The organism is Haemophilus haemolyticus, assembly GCF_003351405.1.
Lineage (GTDB): Bacteria > Pseudomonadota > Gammaproteobacteria > Enterobacterales > Pasteurellaceae > Haemophilus > Haemophilus haemolyticus_N.
Map to the genome: position 1 here is coordinate 1640279 of NZ_CP031240.1, position 19424 is coordinate 1659702.

General features: G+C 37.8%; 23 protein-coding genes. 14 read left to right on the top strand and 9 right to left on the bottom strand.

Annotated features, from left to right (window positions below; translation table 11 throughout):
- Positions 1 to 11: 11 nt before the first annotated feature.
- On the top strand, positions 12 to 1136 hold the full coding sequence (gene tyrA, locus DV427_RS08170; RefSeq protein ID WP_162790293.1) for a bifunctional chorismate mutase/prephenate dehydrogenase: 1125 nt from the start codon (positions 12 to 14) through the stop codon (positions 1134 to 1136).
- 36 nt (positions 1137 to 1172) lie between these two features.
- On the opposite strand, the gene DV427_RS08175 is transcribed toward tyrA, so the two are convergent.
- Entirely contained in the window at positions 1173 to 1928 is a 756-nt protein-coding gene (locus DV427_RS08175) for a YaaW family protein (protein WP_114891972.1), read from the bottom strand.
- A gap of 137 nt (positions 1929 to 2065) precedes the next feature.
- Between DV427_RS08175 and DV427_RS08180 the strand changes: the two genes are divergently transcribed.
- The gene (locus tag DV427_RS08180) at positions 2066 to 2317 is read left to right on the top strand and encodes a helix-turn-helix domain-containing protein (protein WP_053465139.1); all 252 of its coding nucleotides are present in this window, start codon (positions 2066 to 2068) and stop codon (positions 2315 to 2317) included.
- Positions 2318 to 2366: 49 nt separating this feature from the next.
- Here the strand turns inward: DV427_RS08180 and queF are convergent, their stop codons facing one another.
- From queF to DV427_RS08205, 5 genes are read right to left on the bottom strand one after another with little or no spacing between them, the layout of a single operon-like run.
- Entirely contained in the window at positions 2367 to 3206 is an 840-nt protein-coding gene (gene queF, locus DV427_RS08185; RefSeq protein WP_114891973.1) for an NADPH-dependent 7-cyano-7-deazaguanine reductase QueF, read from the bottom strand.
- Between the two features lie 54 nt (positions 3207 to 3260).
- The gene (locus DV427_RS08190; RefSeq protein WP_114891974.1) at positions 3261 to 4046 is read right to left on the bottom strand and encodes a Zn-ribbon-containing protein; all 786 of its coding nucleotides are present in this window, start codon (positions 4044 to 4046) and stop codon (positions 3261 to 3263) included.
- Complete coding sequence (locus tag DV427_RS08195; RefSeq protein ID WP_114891975.1) at positions 4037 to 4417, bottom strand: SufE family protein; 381 nt, start codon at positions 4415 to 4417, stop codon at positions 4037 to 4039. Before DV427_RS08195 ends, DV427_RS08190 begins: the two co-directional genes overlap by 10 nt.
- Positions 4414 to 5613 (bottom strand): cysteine desulfurase, encoded by a 1200-nt coding sequence (locus tag DV427_RS08200; protein WP_114891976.1) that lies wholly within the window; start codon positions 5611 to 5613, stop codon positions 4414 to 4416. The genes DV427_RS08195 and DV427_RS08200 overlap by 4 nt, the downstream gene beginning before the upstream one ends.
- Positions 5603 to 6097, bottom strand: coding sequence for a thermonuclease family protein (locus DV427_RS08205; RefSeq protein ID WP_114891977.1), 495 nt, complete (start codon positions 6095 to 6097; stop codon positions 5603 to 5605). The genes DV427_RS08200 and DV427_RS08205 overlap by 11 nt, the downstream gene beginning before the upstream one ends.
- Before the next feature lie 117 nt (positions 6098 to 6214).
- Here DV427_RS08205 and DV427_RS08210 point away from each other — a divergent pair, with 117 nt between their 5' ends.
- From DV427_RS08210 to DV427_RS08225, 4 genes are all read left to right on the top strand, one after another.
- Complete coding sequence (locus DV427_RS08210) at positions 6215 to 6646, top strand: CidA/LrgA family protein (protein ID WP_114891978.1); 432 nt, start codon at positions 6215 to 6217, stop codon at positions 6644 to 6646.
- A 19-nt stretch (positions 6647 to 6665) separates the two neighbouring features.
- Positions 6666 to 7361 (top strand): CidB/LrgB family autolysis modulator, encoded by a 696-nt coding sequence (locus DV427_RS08215; RefSeq protein ID WP_005631777.1) that lies wholly within the window; start codon positions 6666 to 6668, stop codon positions 7359 to 7361.
- Between the two features lie 92 nt (positions 7362 to 7453).
- Positions 7454 to 8839, top strand: a complete 1386-nt coding sequence (locus DV427_RS08220) for an anti-phage deoxyguanosine triphosphatase (RefSeq protein WP_114891979.1) — start codon at positions 7454 to 7456, stop codon at positions 8837 to 8839.
- 92 nt (positions 8840 to 8931) lie between these two features.
- Entirely contained in the window at positions 8932 to 10875 is a 1944-nt protein-coding gene (locus tag DV427_RS08225; protein ID WP_114892190.1) for an ABC transporter ATP-binding protein, read from the top strand.
- Between the two features lie 27 nt (positions 10876 to 10902).
- Here the strand turns inward: DV427_RS08225 and can are convergent, their stop codons facing one another.
- Positions 10903 to 11592 carry a carbonate dehydratase gene (gene can / locus DV427_RS08230; RefSeq protein WP_114891980.1) on the bottom strand — a complete coding sequence of 230 codons (690 nt, stop codon included), beginning with the start codon at positions 11590 to 11592 and terminating at the stop codon, positions 10903 to 10905.
- 75 nt (positions 11593 to 11667) lie between these two features.
- Entirely contained in the window at positions 11668 to 13071 is a 1404-nt protein-coding gene (gene asnS, locus DV427_RS08235) for an asparagine--tRNA ligase (protein WP_114891981.1), read from the bottom strand.
- Between the two features lie 226 nt (positions 13072 to 13297).
- Between asnS and ribH the strand changes: the two genes are divergently transcribed.
- The 6 genes from ribH to dapB all read left to right on the top strand — a co-directional run bounded on the left by ribH (position 13298) and on the right by dapB (position 17207).
- Entirely contained in the window at positions 13298 to 13771 is a 474-nt protein-coding gene (gene ribH / locus DV427_RS08240; protein ID WP_005628657.1) for a 6,7-dimethyl-8-ribityllumazine synthase, read from the top strand.
- A 3-nt stretch (positions 13772 to 13774) separates the two neighbouring features.
- Positions 13775 to 14209: a transcription antitermination factor NusB gene (gene nusB / locus DV427_RS08245; RefSeq protein WP_005628659.1), complete on the top strand. Its 435-nt coding sequence runs from the start codon at positions 13775 to 13777 to the stop codon at positions 14207 to 14209.
- A 65-nt stretch (positions 14210 to 14274) separates the two neighbouring features.
- A complete protein-coding gene (thiL, locus tag DV427_RS08250; RefSeq protein WP_162790316.1) occupies positions 14275 to 15261 on the top strand; it encodes a thiamine-phosphate kinase in 987 nt (328 codons plus the stop codon).
- Complete coding sequence (locus DV427_RS08255; protein WP_114891983.1) at positions 15258 to 15749, top strand: phosphatidylglycerophosphatase A family protein; 492 nt, start codon at positions 15258 to 15260, stop codon at positions 15747 to 15749. Before thiL ends, DV427_RS08255 begins: the two co-directional genes overlap by 4 nt.
- Entirely contained in the window at positions 15749 to 16378 is a 630-nt protein-coding gene (locus DV427_RS08260; RefSeq protein WP_162790294.1) for a LysE family transporter, read from the top strand. Before DV427_RS08255 ends, DV427_RS08260 begins: the two co-directional genes overlap by 1 nt.
- 16 nt (positions 16379 to 16394) lie before the next feature.
- Complete coding sequence (gene dapB, locus DV427_RS08265; RefSeq protein WP_114891985.1) at positions 16395 to 17207, top strand: 4-hydroxy-tetrahydrodipicolinate reductase; 813 nt, start codon at positions 16395 to 16397, stop codon at positions 17205 to 17207.
- Here dapB and yfaE read toward each other — a convergent pair.
- Entirely contained in the window at positions 17202 to 17450 is a 249-nt protein-coding gene (gene yfaE, locus DV427_RS08270; RefSeq protein ID WP_114891986.1) for a class I ribonucleotide reductase maintenance protein YfaE, read from the bottom strand. The genes dapB and yfaE overlap by 6 nt on opposite strands.
- Positions 17451 to 17545: 95 nt before the next feature.
- Here yfaE and DV427_RS08275 point away from each other — a divergent pair, with 95 nt between their 5' ends.
- Positions 17546 to 18253, top strand: a complete 708-nt coding sequence (locus DV427_RS08275; protein WP_114891987.1) for a hypothetical protein — start codon at positions 17546 to 17548, stop codon at positions 18251 to 18253.
- 148 nt (positions 18254 to 18401) lie between these two features.
- Positions 18402 to 19391, top strand: a complete 990-nt coding sequence (pheS, locus tag DV427_RS08280; RefSeq protein ID WP_005640625.1) for a phenylalanine--tRNA ligase subunit alpha — start codon at positions 18402 to 18404, stop codon at positions 19389 to 19391.
- The last annotated feature ends 33 nt before the right edge of the window (positions 19392 to 19424 follow it).

The window sequence follows — 19424 nt, forward strand, 5'->3', positions numbered from 1 at the left end:
AGGTGAGTTTTATGGAAGCCCTTAAGGATTTACGTTCTGAAATTGATTCGCTTGATCGCGAATTTATCCAACTTTTTGCTAAACGTCTTGAGTTAGTTTCTCAAGTCGGTAAAGTTAAACATCAACATGGATTACCTATTTATGCGCCAGAGCGTGAAATAGCAATGCTCCAAGCGCGTCGTTTAGAGGCTGAAAAAGCAGGCATTTCAGCAGATCTGATTGAAGATGTCCTACGCCGTTTTATGCGCGAATCCTATGCCAATGAAAATCAATTTGGCTTTAAAACCATCAATTCTGATATTCACAAAATTGTTATTGTGGGTGGCTATGGTAAATTAGGTGGCTTATTTGCTCGCTATTTACGTGCATCTGGCTATCCAATTTCTATCTTAGATCGAGAAGATTGGGCGGTGGCTGAAAGTATTTTAGCGGATGCTGATGTCGTGCTCGTTTCTGTTCCTATTAATCTCACCTTAGAAACAATTGAACGCTTAAAACCTTATTTAACGGAAAACATGCTACTTGCAGATTTAACCTCTGTTAAGCGTGAACCGCTAGCTAAAATGCTTGAAATCCATTCTGGTGCTGTTTTAGGTTTACATCCAATGTTTGGGCCAGATATTGCAAGTATGGCAAAACAAGTGGTTGTGCGTTGTGATGGCCGTTTTCCTGAACGTTACGAATGGTTACTTGAGCAAATTCAAATTTGGGGCGCAAAGGTTTATCAAACCGATGCCTCAGAACACGATCACAATATGACTTATATACAAGCCTTGCGCCATTTTTCAACTTTCGCAAATGGTTTACATCTTTCCAAACAGCCCGTTAATCTTGCTAATTTATTGTCGCTTTCTTCCCCTATTTATCGCTTAGAACTTGCGATGATCGGTCGTTTATTTGCGCAAGATGCAGAGCTTTACGCAGATATTATTATGGATAAGCCAGAAAATTTAGCGGTAATTGAAACACTAAAACAAACTTACGAAGAAGCCTTATCTTTCTTTGAAAATAATGATCGTCAAGGTTTTATTGATGCTTTCCATAAGGTGCGTGACTGGTTCGGCGATTATTCAGAACAATTCTTAAAAGAAAGCCGTCAGCTATTGCAACAGGCAAATGATTTGAAACAAGTGTAGGGAAAAGTGCGGTGAAATTTCACCGCACTTTTCTGTTTATTTTAAGGAAATTTCGTCAGCTGTATTAGCGTATAATATTTTTTGTCTTAAAGCAGCTACTTGTATAACGGCGGGAATAGTGACTCGATATGCTGCGCCAGCAATATCAAATGCAGTCCATAATCCAGTAATTACCCATCCAATAGGTCCACTTAATACAGCAAAAACTCTTGTTGCTGCAGCATTTCCAGCAAAAGATAGTCCTCTTCCAATTAATGCTTTTAAAACTGCATTTACGACAATGACAGTTAATTGGTAAGATTTAAACCCACCAGCTCTAAAAATAGTTTGGAATGAACCTAGTAAGACTTGTTTAGTAATGTTTTGAGTATTTTTGATTCCGAGTTCAGTAGCAAGTCGTCTGATTTCATCAGGAGACATTTTTTCCAATGAATCTTCCAATACTTTTGATATAAGTCCATTTTCTATTCTCTCAACAGGAGAATTTTTGTTGTAATTAACTTTCATTTTATCGCATACGTCACAGAGTACTTCTTTATAAAGTACTCCTTTACCACCTCGAAACATATTTGCGAAAGTATTTCCACCAAAACATTGAATTTCTGCGGCAATTTCTTCCCAATATAGATTATGATAAGGATAATGCTTTTTATATGAATCACTTAATGTTAATTCCTCAGTTAGTCTTTTACTGCCATCTTTATCGTGTGTTAAACAATACACAAGATCATTAAGATCTTCATCTGTACATTTAGATAAAAATTCAAGATCTGGATCATATCTATAAGCCATAATTATTTTCCTTATATAATTAATGATGTTTTTAATAGTCAAATCCTATATTATGTAAATATAAAAGTCAATTATAGTTAACTTTTATTCGTTTTTAGTTTGTTGTTGTTTGCTGCTGAATTTTACAAACTAAAAAAATGAATAATGTAAAACAATCAGCACATAAACAGCGTTATATTTTTGCTAAAAATATGAGAAAGGTTCGTCGCTGGAAAGATATATCTCAAGAAACATTGGCTTTAACAGCTGGTGTTAGTAGAACTTATATCGGAGAAGTTGAAAGAGGCGAGAGAGCTGTATCAATAGATATAATGGGTAAAATAGCAGATACGCTAGAAATTGAACTATTTGAGTTATTAAAAGAAGAATTTGATAAAAATTTCTTATAGTTATGAATTTAATGGCGAGGTATCCCTCACCATTAGGGGATTTTTATATTTACTGTCTCGCTAATCTTAAATTTTTAGGTAAATTCTCAAAATTAGAACGGAATGGATTAATGTCTAATCCGCCACGACGGGTATAGCGCGCGTAAACGGTGAGTTTTTCTGGTTTAGCGTAGTGCATTAAATCACAGAAAATACGCTCGACACATTGTTCGTGGAATTCATTATGTTGGCGGAACGATACAACGTAACGCAATAATTTTTCGTGATCGATTTTGTTACCAACATAATGAATATGCAAGGTGCCCCAGTCTGGCTGATTGGTAATGAGGCAGTTAGATTTCAATAAATGACTGACTAATTTTTCTTCGACAATTTCATCCGATACGCAATCTTTCAGCCAATCAGCATTAAATTCGTAGCTGGTAATTTCAATATCTTGTTCATCAATGCAATCACCTTGTAAATGATCAATTTTTTGAGAATCATAGACTGTCACTGGATTTAACCGCACTTTTACATCGCCTTGCGCACATTCGCTTAAATCGCGTTGCATGGTTTGTTGAACGGTATTGAAGTCGGCAAATTTGCTTTGGTTGAAGCTATTTAAATAAAGTTTAAAACTTTTTGATTCAATCAAATTTTGGCTTTGATAATCCAGATAAATATCTGCGATAGCCACTTGCGGTAAGCCTTTTTCGTTGAGCCACGAGATTTCATAAGCCGTCCAAATATCGGCACCAATGGTAAAAGGCTGGTTTTGGGTAATGCCCAATCCATCGCGATTTAACGCGCGTGGCACAGGCTGTAATAAAGTGCGGTCATATTGAGAAGCGTATTCCGTTTTTTGACCGAGTTTTAAGGATTTTAAGCTGTTGTCTTGGTAATTCATCTTTTCTCCGATTAGGTGTTCGAGTTTTGCAAATTTCGACACTTTATAAATTAATTACAAATAATTCCACGATAGATTCGAAACTAATCGACAGGTATCGCATTTAAAATGAAAGGTATCAAAAATCGCGTCTTTTAACGCCCAGTTTGCACCACAAGAAGGGCAGCAACGAGATTTTTCAGATTCTAAAGATTGCCCACCTACACGATATAAATAATAGTAAGTCGGTATGCCCGTTTCTTTTTCGATTTCTTTCGCTAAATAGCGCCCATGTTTTGAAAGTGTGCTTTGATGATCCGAAATTTCTACCAAAGATTGTTGTTCTAATACCGCTCCATTCATTTGTAGTTGATCGCAGGCTTGCCAATTTTCTTGCCATTTAATCAGATCTTGGCTTAAGTGCGGTTGATTTTTTAGTTGTTTATACAAAGGGATTGGTGCGAAATTTTCTCCGCTATGAATCGGTGAGCAACTTTGTAAATGGGTTGTGTAAAGCATTTGCCAAGCTGGCGATGCATTTTCTGCCGTTTGATCTGAATTTAAATCATCGCCCACAAGTTGAAAACCATCAAAAATTACACCGCACTTTTCTGCTTCTTGTAATGTGCGATTCACTTCTGCGTTATTATTTTGCGGGAAAAGACTATCTTGCTCAGGGCAAATGACGCGCATAGCAAAGCCTTGTGCACCATCTTCTTCCGCTAAATATAAAGGAATTTCACGTCCGATAATCTGCCCGTTATACCGCCATTGATCAATAACCGCATTAAGTAAACAGCTTTGTGATTCAATGTTATTTTCAAGGGCAGTCAGGCGAAAATAAGTTTCGATTAAATACATAAATTTTTTAATTGCTGTTCGATTTGGTTTAAGCCGTTTAAACGCGTTTCGCTTAAACGTTGTGAAATACCGAGTTCGCTAAAAAATGCAGTAATATCAAATGTATTCAATTCATCCGCTGTTTTACCATTGATTTGATTGAGTAAAATCCAAAGCAAGCCATTCATAATTCTGGCTTCGCTAAATCCGTTGAATTGAAAAGTGCGGTCATTTTTAGGCATAATTTGAAACCACATTTGTGCTTCGCAGCCAGTAATGGGTTGCATTTGAGCAAGTTCATCATCGCTTGGGCGAGATAAATTTTTGCCAGCTTGAATAATCAGGCGATAGCGATCTTCCCAATTTTTAGCTTGTTTTAATTGTTCTATCATTGTAATAAATCCAGCGCTTTGTCTAAGGCGGTAAAAAATGCCTCTACATCTTCCTGTGTATTATAAGGGGAAAAAGACAGGCGTAATGTGGTGCGTTCGCCTAAGCGTGCTAAATAAGGCTGGGCACAATGTTCGCCCACACGAAGCGCAATATTTTGTTCGCTCAAAAGTGTAGAAAGATCAGAACAGTCAATGCCATCAAATACAAAGCAAACGACGGTGCTTGGCTGAGGGGAATTGAATAATCGGCAATTTTCGTAAGATTTTAATCGCACTTTGACGGATTCAGACAAGGATATGGCGTGCTGTTCTGTTGCGGTAAAATCCCATTTTTGTAACCACTCCAGTATGGCATTAAAGCCAATAACTCCAGCAATATTGGGCGTGCCAGCTTCTAAACGATAAGGCAATTCGGCAAAAGTAATACGATCATTTGATACACGATCAACCATTTTTCCGCCGAAAAAGAGCGGTTGAAGTTGAGAAAGTGCGGTCAATTTTCCTGTTAAAACGCCAAGCCCATTTGGACCATAAATTTTATGGGCAGAAAATGCAAGAAAGTCTGCATCTAAATCTTGTAAATCAATTTTGATATGACTAATCGCTTGTGCAGCATCCACTAAAACCAACGCATGACTATGTTTTCTAATTAGTTGAATCAGGCATTTAATCGGCTGTTCTGTGCCAGTGACATTTGAAACAAAATTCAGCGCAACGAGTTTTGTTTTTTCAGAAAGGGCAGAAATAAGCGCATTTTCATCAATTAGCCAATTATCTAAAATCGGTAAAACTCGAATTTTTGCACCGCACTTTTTCGCCATTTCGTGCCAAGTGACAAAATTAGCGTGATGATCTGCTTGGCTAATCAGAATTTCATCTTCTGCGTTTAATTGTGGTAGTAATCCATTTGCCACTAAATTAATCGCGTGAGTTGTACCCGAAGTCCAAATAACAGCGCGTTTATCTTCTGCATTAATTAATTCTTTAACTTGTGTGCGAGCCTGTTCATATTGCGCAGTTTGGGCAGCATCATATTGGCTACGATGGACTGAACCTGCAGAAGCATAAAATTCAGCGGTGCGATCAATTAACACTTGTGGTTTCAACGCAGTAGCGGCGTTATCTAAATAAATAACTGCATCTTCACGTTGGAAATAAGGAAATTCTTGACGGAACGTTTGATAATCAAAAGCCATATTGATTTTTCTCTTGTCTGCGCCATTGACTTGGTTCAATCGGATTATTGTCCGCCCAAAGACCAATTCGTTTGGCTTGTGCATTTTCTTGCGCTTGAAGATAAATCGGATCATGGGAATATTGCTTATAAGCCCATGCCATACCTTGTTTAACCATTTCTAAATTAATATTTTTATCTTGATAATAAACAATCGCCAATGTGCGTTGATAGCGATCTTGGCCTTTTAAAAAAAGACGTACATCACGGAGATAAACCATATCAGACAACGCTTTTTTAGATTTTTGCCCAAAAGCTTGTTTTTTCTCTGGCGCATCAATTTCAGCTAGTCGCACTTTGATTTGTTGATTATTTTTAGCAAGACAGGTAAGCGTATCACCGTCACTAATGCCAACGACACGGCAAGTATTTTCTTCACTAGAGCACGCCGAAAGTGCGGTGAAAATTAGTAATAAAATAGCAAATAGCGATTTTCGATTTATCATTTTGCAAGGTTCTTGATCTAAGTCTGGTTATTTTACCGAAAAAAACTGGTCAATTCAGAAAAAAAAAGCGTAAAATAATTTTGAAACATTATGAAAAAAGTTGAAAAAAGGTTGTATATGGTTCAAAAATCATTTTTATTGGCCCGTTCGTTGGTCATTTTGTACATTATGTTATATCTCGGAAATCTTATCGCTCATTATGTGCCTGCCGGTGTACCTGGAAGTATTTGGGGATTATTATTGCTCTTTTTAGGTTTAACGACACGATTAATTCATTTAGATTGGATTTATTTAGGCGCGAGCTTATTAATTCGTTTTATGGCGGTGCTTTTTGTGCCGGTAAGTGTTGGAATCATTAAATATTCAGATTTATTAATAGAACAAGTGAATATTTTATTGATTCCTAATGTTGTCAGCACTTGCGTAACTTTGGTCATCATGGGCTTGTTAGGGAATCATTTATTCCATTTACAGTCTTTTACACACAAGCGTAAAAAAGTGGTTAAGCGCCGTGAGAATCAAGCCAAACAAATGAATGAATCAGCTTAATATAGTGGGAAAGTTTTATATGCAGCAGTACATTATTTATCTTTATACATTTTTGACAATTTTCGGATTTTGGCTCGCACTACAAATTAGCAAACGTTGGAAATCAATGATTTTTAATACTTTTATTTTAACGGTATTAATTTTGGTTGTGATTTTAGTGATAGGCAAGATTCCTTATGATGATTATATGGCAGGAAATGCGCCTATTAATAATTTACTTGGCTTGAGTATCGTCGCTCTTGCACTACCTCTTTATGAACAACTTCGCCAAATAGCCAAACAATGGAAAATTATTTTATCTATTGTAGTGATCGCCTCTTTTTTCTCGATGCTAAGCGGGGCAGTGTTAGCACTCATACTTGGCGCATCGCCTGAAATGGTGGCGACGGTATTACCAAAATCAATCACTACACCAATCGCTATGGAAGTTTCGCATAATCTAGGGGGAATCCCTGCCGTTACTGCAGTTGGGGTTGTTGTTGCAGGCTTGCAAGGCTCTGTATTTGGTTATTTAGTGTTGAAAAAATTACGCGTTAAACATCAAGAAGCGATTGGTTTATCTGTCGGGGCGGTATCCCACGCACTTGGCACTGTAAGTTGTATGGAAACTAACCCAACAGCAGGCAGTTACAGTTCTATTTCTCTTGTGCTTTGTGGGATTATTAGTTCTATTCTCGCGCCATTTGTATTTAAGCTGATTTATTTCTTTGTTTAAATATCAATAAAAATTAAACCGCACTTTATTTATTCTAGATTGTGTTTGTTTCAGATAAAGTGCGGTTGTTTTTTGTGCTAAATGATTAGATAATGCAGAAAAACGAAATAAAACAAAGCGATATGAAACCACTTATCATAGATTCTTCTTGGACAGAACGTTTTCTTCCTGATCCTCCACGCGAAAAAGATAATCGTCCACCATTTCGTCGTGATCGTGGGCGAATTTTACATTCTGCCGCCTTTCGTTGCTTGCAAGCGAAAACCCAAATTCACGCGATTGGCGAAAATGATTTTTACCGTACTCGCTTAACTCACTCTTTGGAAGTTGCACAGATTGGCAGTAGTCTCGTTGCACAGCTTAAATTTTTAGAAACCTTTGAAAGCCTTTCGCAAACATTAAATATTGATAAAAACGAATTACAAAAGCAGCTGAAACTTTTATTGCCGAGTAATGATCTTATTGAAAGTTTGTGTTTTGCGCATGATATAGGACATCCACCTTTTGGGCATGGTGGCGAAACGGCATTAAATTATATGATGGCAGAGCAGGGCGGTTTTGAAGGGAATGCACAAACCTTTAGAATTTTAACGAAACTTGAGCCTTACACTGAAAATGCAGGGATGAATCTAACGCGTAGAACGCTATTGGGTGTAGTGAAATATCCAGCATTGTTAGATGTGGCCTCTCCTCAGTATTCAGAACTTAATTTTTCTCGCAATATTGATCCGCGTTTTGTGCGTATTCATGATTGGATTCCAGGAAAAGGCATTTTCCGCGATGATTTAAAAATGTTTAATTGGTTGCTGGAAAATCTTTCTGAAAATGACCGCTCTTTATTCTGTCAATTTAAAAAAGTGCGGGAAAAACCAGCTGAATCTTTACATACTCGGTTTAAATCGCTGGATTGCAGCATTATGGAATTGGCAGATGATATTGCCTATGGCGTACATGATTTAGAAGATGCCATTGTAACTGGCGTGGTAAATCCTCATCAATGGCAAGCGGCTCATTCTGCATTAAAACAAATTACGTCAGCTTGGTTGCATGAAAATATTGATTCAATTAGCCAACGGCTTTTCTCTGATAAACATTTTGAACGCAAACAAGCGATTGGCGCATTGGTGAATTTCTTTATAACCAATGTGCGGTGGAAATTAACGGCAAATTTTGATGAACCTTTGTTACGTTATAACGCAGAGTTACCACCTGAAGTGATTGCTGCACTTGGCGTATTTAAAAAATTCGTTTGGGATTATGTTATTCGCAATGTGGATACCCAACGAATCGAATATAAAGGGCAGAGAATGTTGACAGAAATGTTCCAGATTTTTGAATCTGATCCTGAGCGTTTATTACCAAGAAATACTGCAAATCGTTGGCGTCATGCACCAGAAGAAGGGAAAAAACGGATTATTTGTGATTATATTGCAGGTATGTCGGATGCGCACGCATTGCGGGTATATCAACAACTTTGATTTAAGAGAGAATCCCATCGAATTGATGGGATTTTTTATGCAAACCGTATAGAATAATGCGGTTAATTTTTACAGAGTTTTATGGGGCAGTTGTGGCATTAATTAGTTTAACCAATGGATACCTTTCCTTTAGTGATGCACCTTTATTAGATCACGCAGAACTACATATTGAACCGAATGAACGCGTTTGTTTAGTTGGGCGTAACGGCGCAGGTAAATCAACTTTATTGAAAATCATCGCAGGCGATGTACTCATGGATGATGGCAAAATCCAATATGAAAAAGATCTTGTGGTTTCTCGTTTAGAGCAAGATCCACCGCGTAATGCGCAAGGCAATATTTTTGATTATGTTGCGGAAGGTGTAGGGCATTTAACGGATTTATTGAAAGAATATCATCATATTTCTGTTCAATTGGAAGAAAATTACAGTGATCAAATTTTAAGTCAATTAGAGCAAGTTCAGGCTAAATTAGAACACGCTGATGGCTGGCGATTTGAAAATAAAATCAATGAAGTGTTGTTAAAACTAGGCTTGAATCCAAACACAAAATTATCCGCACTTTCGGGAGGTTGGTTACGCAAAGCGGCACTAGCACGTGCATTGGTGTGCGATCCTGATGTGTTATTACTTGATGAACCAACCAACCACTTGGATGTGGAAGCCATTGAATGGTTAGAAAATTTCTTACTGGATTTCCAAGGTAGCATTGTGTTTATTTCCCATGACCGTTCTTTTATTCGAAAAATGGCAACACGGATTGTGGATTTGGATCGCGGTCAATTAGTCTCTTATCCAGGCAATTACGATTTATATTTAACCACGAAAGAAGAAAATCTACGTGTTGAAGCCTTGCAGAATGAATTATTTGATAAACGTCTTGCACAGGAAGAAGTGTGGATTCGCCAAGGTATCAAAGCGCGCCGTACAAGAAATGAAGGGCGAGTACGTGCATTAAAAGCGATGCGTGAGGAACGCCGCCAACGCCGTGACGTAATGGGAACAGCCAAATTACAGTTAGATACCTCAAGTCGTTCAGGCAAAATTGTCTTTGAAATGGAAGATGTGAGCTATGAAATCGCAGGAAAAACCTTGTTAAAAGATTTTTCAACAACGATTTTACGTGGAGATAAAATTGCGCTTGTTGGGCCAAATGGCTGTGGAAAAACCACTTTCATTAAATTATTGTTGGGTGAAATTCAGCCAACATCAGGAAAAATTCGTTGTGGCACCAAATTAGAGATTGCTTATTTTGACCAATATCGAGCTGATTTAGATCCTGAAAAAACCGTAATGGATAATGTGGCGGATGGTAAACAAGATATTGAAGTCAATGGTGTAAAACGCCATGTGCTAGGGTATTTGCAAGATTTCTTGTTCCCGCCAAAACGAGCAATGACACCAGTTAAAGCCTTATCAGGGGGAGAACGAAATCGTTTATTACTCGCAAAATTGTTGCTCAAACCAAATAATTTATTGATTCTTGACGAACCAACCAATGACCTTGATGTAGAAACATTGGAGCTTTTAGAAGAAATTTTGACTGATTATCAGGGCACGTTGTTAATTGTGAGTCATGACCGTCAATTTATCGATAATACTGCGACAGAATGTTATTTATTCGAAGGTGAAGGGCGTTTGAATAAGTATGTGGGGGGATTCTTTGATGCGAAACAGCAACAAGCCAATTTCTGGGCAAGTAAAGCGACAGAAGAACAGGCTAAATCGAAGAAAACTGAACCACTAAAAGAAGAAAGAGCGGTGAAAAATGACCGTACTTCTAAGTCGAAATCAGTAAAACTTTCTTATAAAGAACAACGTGAGCTAGAACAACTTCCACAATTATTGGAAGAGTTGGAAACTAAAATCACTGTACTGCAAGCTGAAATTGCCGATCCCGCATTTTTCCAACAGGCTCATGATATTACCGACACTAAATTAAAAGAATTGGCGGATACTGAAGCCGAATTAGAAACAGCATTTTTACGCTGGGAAGAATTGGAAGAAAAGAAAAATTTGGCTGACGGTAAAGCTTAAAAAATAACGCCCGAAAGGGCGTTTTCTTTAGATATTTTCAAGATGATCTTTTTTCAAAATGCTTTCTTCATCAAGCGTTGATAAACGGGAGATAGCATTTCGGTAAGAAATTTCAAGGGTTTCTCTACTGGTTGCCATTACGCCTTGATCCACTAAAAATCCATCATTTACATCATATACCCAGCCGTGTAATGAGAGTTTTTGCCCGCGTTCCCAAGCACTTTTTACAATTGAAGTGCGCCCAAGATTGTAAACCTGTTCCGCTACGTTAATTTTAGTCAACATATCCGCGCGTTTTTCTGGGGAAAGTTTACCGAGAAGATGGCCATGTTTAAACCAAATATCACGAATATGAAGGAGCCAGTTGTTGATAAGTCCTAAATCTTTATCTGCCATAGCGGCATGAATACCACCGCAGTTGGTGTGGCCACAGATAATAATATGTTTAATTTTCAGTACATCGACGGCATATTGTACAACAGAAAGGCAATTAAAATCTGTGTGAATTACTTGGTTAGCAACATTACGATGAACAAATAATTCACCTGGTTCAAGATTCGTCAATTTCTCAGCGGGTACACGGCTATCTGAGCAACCAATCCAAAGGTAATGTGGCGTTTGATGATCCGCAAGTTCTTTGAAGTAAGTCGAATTTTCTTCTTTCATTCTTTGCGCCCAACTGTAATTGTTGGCAAAGAGTTGTTTAATTTTATCCATTTTACTTTCCTTAAAATTCTGAAAAAATTGACCGCACTTTGGCGTAAGTGCGGTCAATATTAACGTTAAATTTAATTAGAAATTCGCATTTCTTGGCGCGCGAGGGAATGGAATTACATCACGAATGTTTTGCACGCCAGTTACATAGACGATTAAGCGTTCAAAACCAAGACCAAAACCAGAATGTGGAACGCTACCGTATTTACGAAGGTCGCGATACCACCAATAATCATCTGGATTTAATCCCATTTCTTCCATACGTTTATCAAGCACCTCTAAACGTTCTTCACGTTGTGAACCACCGATGATTTCACCAATTCCTGGGGCTAACACGTCCATTGCTGCCACAGTTTTTCCATCATCATTTAAACGCATATAGAATGCTTTAATGTCTTTTGGATAGTTTTTCACCACAACAGGTGATTTAAAATATTCTTCCGCTAAGAAACGTTCATGTTCAGAAGAAAGATCGATACCCCAAGAAACAGGGAATTCAAATTTCTTACCAGATTTTAATAACACATCAATGGCGTCAGTATAGTCAATTTGCGCAAAATCCGAGTTCACAAAGTTTTCTAGACGAGTAATAACATCTTTATCTACATGTTTTTCAAAGAATTGTAAGTCATCTTTACGCTCAGCCAATACTGCACGGAATACGTATTTCAACATATCTTCTGCAAGTTTTGCGTTATCCGCTAACGTTGCAAATGCTACTTCTGGTTCAACCATCCAGAATTCAGCTAAGTGACGGGTGGTATTTGAGTTTTCTGCACGGAATGTTGGGCCAAAAGTATAAATTTTGCTTAATGCACAAGCATAGGTTTCACCGTTTAACTGACCTGAAACCGTTAAAAATGATTCTTTTCCGAAGAAATCTTGGCTGAAATCAACTTTTCCATTTTCACCACGTGGAAGATTTTCTAAATCAAGTGTAGAAACACGGAACATTTCACCCGCACCTTCAGTATCTGATGCAGTAATTAATGGGGTTGCTACCCAGTAGAAGCCTTGTTCGTGGAAGAAACGATGAATTGCTTGAGATAAGCAATGGCGAACACGTGCGACCGCACCAATGATATTGGTACGAGGGCGTAAGTGAGCTACTTCGCGTAAATATTCAATAGAGTGGCGTTTTGCTGCCATTGGGTAAGTATCTGGATCTTCAACAAACCCTGTCACTTCCACTTTTTCTGCTTGTAATTCAACAGCTTGTCCTTCTGCAGGTGATTCAACGACTTTACCTGTTACAATCACAGAACAGCCAGTTGTTAAACGTAAAATTTCGCTTTCGTAATTTTCAATATCGTTATTAATAATCGCTTGAATTGGATCAAAGCAAGAACCGTCATAAACCGCTAAGAAAGATAAGCCTGCTTTAGAATCGCGACGGGTACGCACCCAACCACGCACAGTGACGGTTTCACCAATCGCCACTTTCCCTTGTAATACATCAACAATTGATGCCACTTTAGACATATTAAACCTCTGTAACTGAATGTAATTCACATAAAATTGCCGATAGTTTACCTTAATGAAGGAAATTTTCCATAAAAATATAGCGTTGGTGCGGGCTATGAACAATAAAATAGCCTTAAAAATGCGCCCTAAATAAAATAGGGTAAAGCCTTATTAATATTGAATATACGCGATTTTATGCTAAAATCTCGGGCCAAAATCATTATGGCTAATAATAGGAAAAAATATGAAAGTTTTAGAAGGCTCAGTCGCAGCACCTAATGCAAAAGTTGCAGTAGCAATTGCTCGTTTTAACAGTTTTATTAATGAAAGTTTATTAGAAGGCGCAATTGATGCATTAAAACGTATCGGCCAAGTGAAAGATGAAAATATCACTATCGTGCGTGCTCCTGGTGCGTATGAGTTGCCATTAGTTGCTCGTCGTTTAGCAGAAAGTAAAAAATTTGATGCGATTGTGGCATTAGGTACAGTTATCCGTGGTGGTACTGCGCACTTTGAATATGTAGCAGGGGAAGCAAGCAGCGGTTTAGGAAAAGTTGCAATGGATGCCGAAATCCCTGTCGCTTTTGGTGTATTAACCACAGAAAATATTGAACAGGCGATTGAACGTGCTGGTACTAAAGCGGGTAATAAAGGTGCAGAAGCAGCCTTAACCGCACTTGAAATGGTTAATCTTATTCAACAAATTGATGCGGCATAAATCATGACAGAACAAAAACAAGTGAAAAAGCCTTCTGCTCGTCGTCGTGCGCGTGAATGTACTGTTCAAGCCTTGTATTCTTGGGCGGTGTCTGGCAATACTGCAGAACAAGTTGAATTAGCCTTTGTGTTAGATCAAGATATGGATGGGGTAGATAAACCTTACTTCCGTAAATTATTTCGTCAAACAGTAGAAAATATTGAAACCGTTGATTTTTCAATTTCGCCTTATATTGACCGTGCTTTTGATGAGCTTGATCCTATTGAAACTGCAATTTTACGTTTGGCTGTTTATGAATTGCGCTTTGAATTAGATGTGCCATATAAAGTGGTTATCAATGAAGCGATTGAAGTAGCAAAAGTATTCGGTGCAGACGAAAGCCATAAATATATCAATGGCGTACTTGATAAAATCGCACCAGCATTAGGGCGTAAATAATCCTTTTAAACTGAAAATGGCGCGCGTTTTTAACGCGTGCCTTTTCTTTTATAAGATAAGTGAAAATAGCAATGGGTGAATTTGATTTAATTAAACGATATTTTCAGCAACAAATATTAGTTGATGATTCCGTACAATTGTCTATTGGCGACGATTGTGCGCTGGTCTCCGTGCCAGAGAATTATCAGCTTGCCATTACGACCGATACAATGGTGGAAAATACGCATTTTTTACCAACCATTTCACCCGAAGATTTAGCTTACAAAGCCGTTGCAACAAATTTAAGTGATCTTGCTGCAATGGGGGCACAGCCCAAATGGGTTTCTCTGGCATTAACTTTGCCAAATGTAGATGAAAATTGGATTTCAACATTTAGCCAAAGTTCATTGCATACATTAAAACAATACAACGTCACATTAATTGGTGGCGATACTACAAAAGGTAACTTATCCATTACCATTACAGCACAAGGTCTTGTTGAAAAAGGGAAGGCGATTTGTCGGCATAAAGCGCAAGTTGGTGATTTAATTTATGTTTCAGGCACTTTAGGCGATAGCGCAGCAGGTTTAACACAAATTTTATCAGGTAAAAGTGCGGTTGATTCTGATGATGTTTTTCTGCAACAACGTCATCTTAGACCCACACCTAGAATTGAACTTGGGCGGGCGTTAATTGATATTGCTCACGCAGCCATTGATCTTTCCGATGGGTTAATTTCTGATTTAGGGCATATTCTTGAGCGAAGCCAATGTAGTGCTGAAGTTGAACTTATTGCATTACCTCTTTCATCATCGATTTTAAATAAATATGATCGCACTCAAGCGGAACAATTTGCCTTAAGTGGTGGAGAAGATTATGAACTTTGTTTTACCATACCGCCCGAATATAAAGATGAATTAGAATTACGCGTGAAAAAACTGAACGTGCCTTGCACTTGTATTGGTAAAATTAATGAAAAGTGCGGCGACTTTTCTCCCCGTTTTTTACGGGATGGAAAATCTGTGAATATAACTTTTTCAAGTGGTTTCGATCATTTTAAGGAATCAAAATGACAGAAAATAATCCTCTTAAAAAAATCTCTCTTTTAAATCCTATTCATTTGCTTGCCGTTGGTTTTGGATCGGGCTTAATTCATCCTGCTCCAGGCACGTGGGGGAGTTTGGCTGGAACAATTTTAGGCGTGATTTTACTTTCTTTACTAGGCGTAAAAATCTTTTTAATTTTTACCGCACTTTGTTTCCTACTCGGTTGCTACCTTTGTCAAAAAACCACAGCAGATATGGGCGTGCACGATCATGGTTCTATCGTTTGGGATGAATTTGTCGGTGTATTTATTGTATTAGCGGCGATCCCGTCATTATCTTGGCAATGGATTTTGGCTGCTTTTGCGTTATTCCGCTTTTTCGATATTTTAAAACCATTCCCAATTCGTTATTTTGACGAAAAACTAGAAAGTGGTTTTGGCATTATGGTCGATGATGTTTTAGCGGCAATTTATGCAGTAATTGTCGTATTTGCAATTCAGTATTGGATGTTGTGATGCTGAATTTAATCATTGTGCATTTATTTGGCTTAATGACGCCGGGGCCTGATTTCTTCTATGTAAGCCGAATGGCAGCGAGTAATTCTCGTCGTAATACAGTTTGTGGCATTTTAGGCATAACGCTTGGTATCGCTTTTTGGGGGATGCTTTCTATGTTGGGATTGGCGGTGTTATTCGTTACTATTCCCGCATTACATGGCGTGATTATGTTGCTAGGCGGTAGTTACTTAGCATATATCGGCTTTTTAATGGCTCGCAGTAAAAAATACGCTCAATTTGAACCGCACTCTGATACTGAATTTAATCAGAAAACCACAATCAAAAAAGAAATTGTGAAAGGGCTTTTAGTGAATTTATCCAATGCAAAGGTCGTGGTGTATTTTAGTAGCGTGATGTCACTTGTCTTGGTAAATATCACTGAAATGTGGCAAATTATCTTGGCTTTTATGGTAATTGTGGTAGAAACATTTTGTTATTTTTATGTGATTTCATTGATTTTTTCACGTAATATTGCCAAGCGTTTATACAGTCAATACAGTCGTTATATTGATAATATGGCGGGTATCGTATTTTTATTTTTTGGTTGTGTGCTTGTTTATAGCGGCATCAACGAAATAATTCATTAATAAAAAAGGAAGTAACATGACATTAAAAATTGCAATCGCTGGTGCTGGCGGAAGAATGGGGCGTCAATTAATTCAAGCGGTTCATTCTGCGGAAGGCGTAGAACTAGGTGCAGCGTTTGAACGCAAAGGATCATCTTTAGTTGGGACGGATGCGGGAGAATTGGCGGGAATTGGTCAACTTGGCGTAACAGTTTCAGACGATCTTGAAAGCCAAAAAGATAAATTCGATTTATTAATCGATTTCACTCGACCAGAAGGCACCCTTGAACATATTGAATTTTGCGTAGCGAATAATAAAAAAATGGTGATCGGTACAACTGGTTTTGATGATCAAGGTAAAGCTGTAATTAAGGCTGCTTCAGATCAAATTGCTATTGTGTTTGCATCAAATTTCAGTGTTGGTGTGAATTTAGTCTTCAAGCTTTTAGAAAAAGCGGCAAAAGTGATGGGGGATTATTGCGATATTGAAGTGATCGAAGCTCATCACCGTCATAAAGTCGATGCGCCATCTGGCACCGCACTTTCTATGGGCGAACATATCGCGAAAACCTTAGGTCGCGATTTAAAAACTCACGGTGTATTTTGTCGTGAAGGAATCACTGGCGAACGTAAACGTGATGAAATTGGTTTTTCTACTATTCGTGCTTCGGATGTGGTGGGGGAGCACACGGTGTGGTTTGCTGATATTGGCGAGCGTGTAGAAATTTCCCATAAAGCATCAAGTCGTATGACCTTTGCTAATGGCGCAGTGCGTGCTGGTAAATGGTTAGAAAATAAGACGAATGGCTTATTTGATATGACGGATGTATTAGATTTAAATAATTTATAAGTCAATTTCAATATCACTTTCTACGTGACAACAGCATAATAAAATCTCATCAGGTTGAATAAAGGCAAGGGGCGCATCTTTATAGGATACCTTGCCTTTTTTAATTTTCACACGACAAGAACCACAATAGCCACTACGGCATTGATATTCATGATGAATATTATTTTTCTCGAGATGATCAAGTAAACTTGTTTCATTATTGAATTCTAATGTGGTTTTACTGTAGATTAGATGAATTTTCATAATAACAATGCAGTGAAATTTGTTGGCTATTATATAAGGAAAAAATGAAATTTTTGATAAAAACTTCATTTAGTAAATAGGGTAGGCTGGATACGATGAATGCTTATGTAAGGCTAAAACGCCATATTCTCAAAATACTATGTATGACAACCGCACTTTTGATTACGGCTTGTAGTTCTATTAGCAAAGAACCAGTGAAGACAGTGGATGTTTATATTAAACCTTATTATTCTGCTGAAAATGGAAAAGCAGAAAATGTATTTGTACATAAAGAAATTGATCCTATGCTACGTGAAAATACGGTAAAAGGTTATGAAAGTGCGGTGAAATTTGTAGAAGAAAATCCGGCTCGCATTTCACCAATGACGATGTTCACATTAGCCGCTCGGGCTTACGATTTTGACTTAAGAGATGAAGCAGTTAGTTGGTTTTATCGTGGACAAAATCGTTTGATCACCGCACTTTATGTGTTGGATTTGCCAAAACAAACGGTGCAAGATAATACAGGGTTTAGCCACGTAGTAGGGCAGTTTGTTAATGCTTATGCGTTTTGTGATTTTGATAAACAAAGCCGTGCTGCCGAAAATGCGGTGAAATGGACAATTACTCATCCTTATGAAGTGATTTTCTTACCAGCATTGCCCGCAAAATTTGCGGATCGTAGAAAAGCGTTAAAAGAAGCAGAAGAAAAATTAGTTCAACGTTTACAGGAACAAGCACGTTTTTTTGCTAATCCAAACAATAAAGAAAAATGGCAAAAAGAGCGGTCAGAAAATTTTGTGAATGAGCGATTTTGTTGGTAACAAGAAAAAATGGAATAGCGATAACGTTATTCCATTTTTATTTTTGATAAACCAATGATTTTTCGTATTATTCTTTTACTTTTTAAGTACTTGGTATTATCATTACTCGGTTTTTTATTTTATAGAGAAAAGAGAAGCAGGGGAAACTATGCAACATCTGAACGAGCTTGTTGAGAAAGCGAAATTAGCGATTGAATCCATTCAGGATAAAAGTTTAACGGCTTTGGATGAAATCCGTGTCGAATATTTTGGTAAGAAAGGGCATTTTACTCAATTAATGCAAGAATTGCGTAATGTGTCAGCTGAAGAACGTCCAGCTATGGGCGCAAAAATTAACGAAGCAAAACAAGCTGCGTTAGAATTTTTAAATGCAAAAAAAGCGGAGTGGGAACAGGCAGAACTTAACGCAAAATTAGAAAAAGAACGTGTAGATGTCAGTTTACCTGGTCGCAAAGTTGAAACTGGTGGCTTACACCCAGTTACCATGACGATTAATCGCGTAACAAAGTTTTTCTCAGAACTTGGCTTTTCAGTTGAAAATGGCCCAGAAATTGAAAGTGATTATTACAACTTCGATGCTTTAAATATTCCTAAACATCACCCAGCACGTGCCGATCACGATACTTTTTGGTTTAATCCAGAATTATTACTTCGCACTCAAACTTCTGGCGTGCAAATTCGTACTATGGAAAAAATGCAGCCACCAATTCGCATTATGGCTCCAGGACGTGTATATCGTAATGACTACGATCAAACGCACACGCCAATGTTCCACCAAATTGAATTGCTTTATGTGGATAAAAAAGCAAATTTCACAGAATTGAAAGGTTTATTGCACGATTTCTTACGTGCTTTCTTTGAAGAAGATTTACAAGTGCGTTTCCGTCCATCTTATTTCCCGTTTACTGAACCTTCAGCGGAAGTGGATGTGATGGGTAAAAACGGTAAATGGTTAGAGGTGTTGGGCTGCGGTATGGTGCACCCAAATGTGTTGCGTAACGTTGGTATTGATCCGAATGAATATTCTGGTTTTGCAGTGGGGATGGGCGTTGAGCGTTTAACAATGTTACGTTATAACGTAACAGATTTACGTTCGTTCTTTGAAAACGACTTACGTTTCTTAAAACAATTTAAGTAATTTCTCGGATTTGAATTAAAAGGATAATAACAA

Excerpts from the sequence above, each read along its gene's own strand:
- tyrA (WP_162790293.1), top strand. The coding sequence starts at position 12 with ATGGAAGCCCTTAAGGATTTACGTTCTGAAATTGATTCGCTTGATCGC.
- DV427_RS08175 (WP_114891972.1), bottom strand. The coding sequence starts at position 1,928 with ATGGCTTATAGATATGATCCAGATCTTGAATTTTTATCTAAATGTACA.
- DV427_RS08180 (WP_053465139.1), top strand. The coding sequence starts at position 2,066 with ATGAATAATGTAAAACAATCAGCACATAAACAGCGTTATATTTTTGCT.
- queF (WP_114891973.1), bottom strand. The coding sequence starts at position 3,206 with ATGAATTACCAAGACAACAGCTTAAAATCCTTAAAACTCGGTCAAAAA.
- DV427_RS08190 (WP_114891974.1), bottom strand. The coding sequence starts at position 4,046 with ATGTATTTAATCGAAACTTATTTTCGCCTGACTGCCCTTGAAAATAAC.
- DV427_RS08195 (WP_114891975.1), bottom strand. The coding sequence starts at position 4,417 with ATGATAGAACAATTAAAACAAGCTAAAAATTGGGAAGATCGCTATCGC.
- DV427_RS08200 (WP_114891976.1), bottom strand. The coding sequence starts at position 5,613 with ATGGCTTTTGATTATCAAACGTTCCGTCAAGAATTTCCTTATTTCCAA.
- DV427_RS08205 (WP_114891977.1), bottom strand. The coding sequence starts at position 6,097 with ATGATAAATCGAAAATCGCTATTTGCTATTTTATTACTAATTTTCACC.
- DV427_RS08210 (WP_114891978.1), top strand. The coding sequence starts at position 6,215 with ATGGTTCAAAAATCATTTTTATTGGCCCGTTCGTTGGTCATTTTGTAC.
- DV427_RS08215 (WP_005631777.1), top strand. The coding sequence starts at position 6,666 with ATGCAGCAGTACATTATTTATCTTTATACATTTTTGACAATTTTCGGA.
- DV427_RS08220 (WP_114891979.1), top strand. The coding sequence starts at position 7,454 with ATGCAGAAAAACGAAATAAAACAAAGCGATATGAAACCACTTATCATA.
- can (WP_114891980.1), bottom strand. The coding sequence starts at position 11,592 with ATGGATAAAATTAAACAACTCTTTGCCAACAATTACAGTTGGGCGCAA.
- asnS (WP_114891981.1), bottom strand. The coding sequence starts at position 13,071 with ATGTCTAAAGTGGCATCAATTGTTGATGTATTACAAGGGAAAGTGGCG.
- ribH (WP_005628657.1), top strand. The coding sequence starts at position 13,298 with ATGAAAGTTTTAGAAGGCTCAGTCGCAGCACCTAATGCAAAAGTTGCA.
- nusB (WP_005628659.1), top strand. The coding sequence starts at position 13,775 with ATGACAGAACAAAAACAAGTGAAAAAGCCTTCTGCTCGTCGTCGTGCG.
- DV427_RS08255 (WP_114891983.1), top strand. The coding sequence starts at position 15,258 with ATGACAGAAAATAATCCTCTTAAAAAAATCTCTCTTTTAAATCCTATT.
- DV427_RS08260 (WP_162790294.1), top strand. The coding sequence starts at position 15,749 with ATGCTGAATTTAATCATTGTGCATTTATTTGGCTTAATGACGCCGGGG.
- dapB (WP_114891985.1), top strand. The coding sequence starts at position 16,395 with ATGACATTAAAAATTGCAATCGCTGGTGCTGGCGGAAGAATGGGGCGT.
- yfaE (WP_114891986.1), bottom strand. The coding sequence starts at position 17,450 with ATGAAAATTCATCTAATCTACAGTAAAACCACATTAGAATTCAATAAT.
- DV427_RS08275 (WP_114891987.1), top strand. The coding sequence starts at position 17,546 with ATGAATGCTTATGTAAGGCTAAAACGCCATATTCTCAAAATACTATGT.
- pheS (WP_005640625.1), top strand. The coding sequence starts at position 18,402 with ATGCAACATCTGAACGAGCTTGTTGAGAAAGCGAAATTAGCGATTGAA.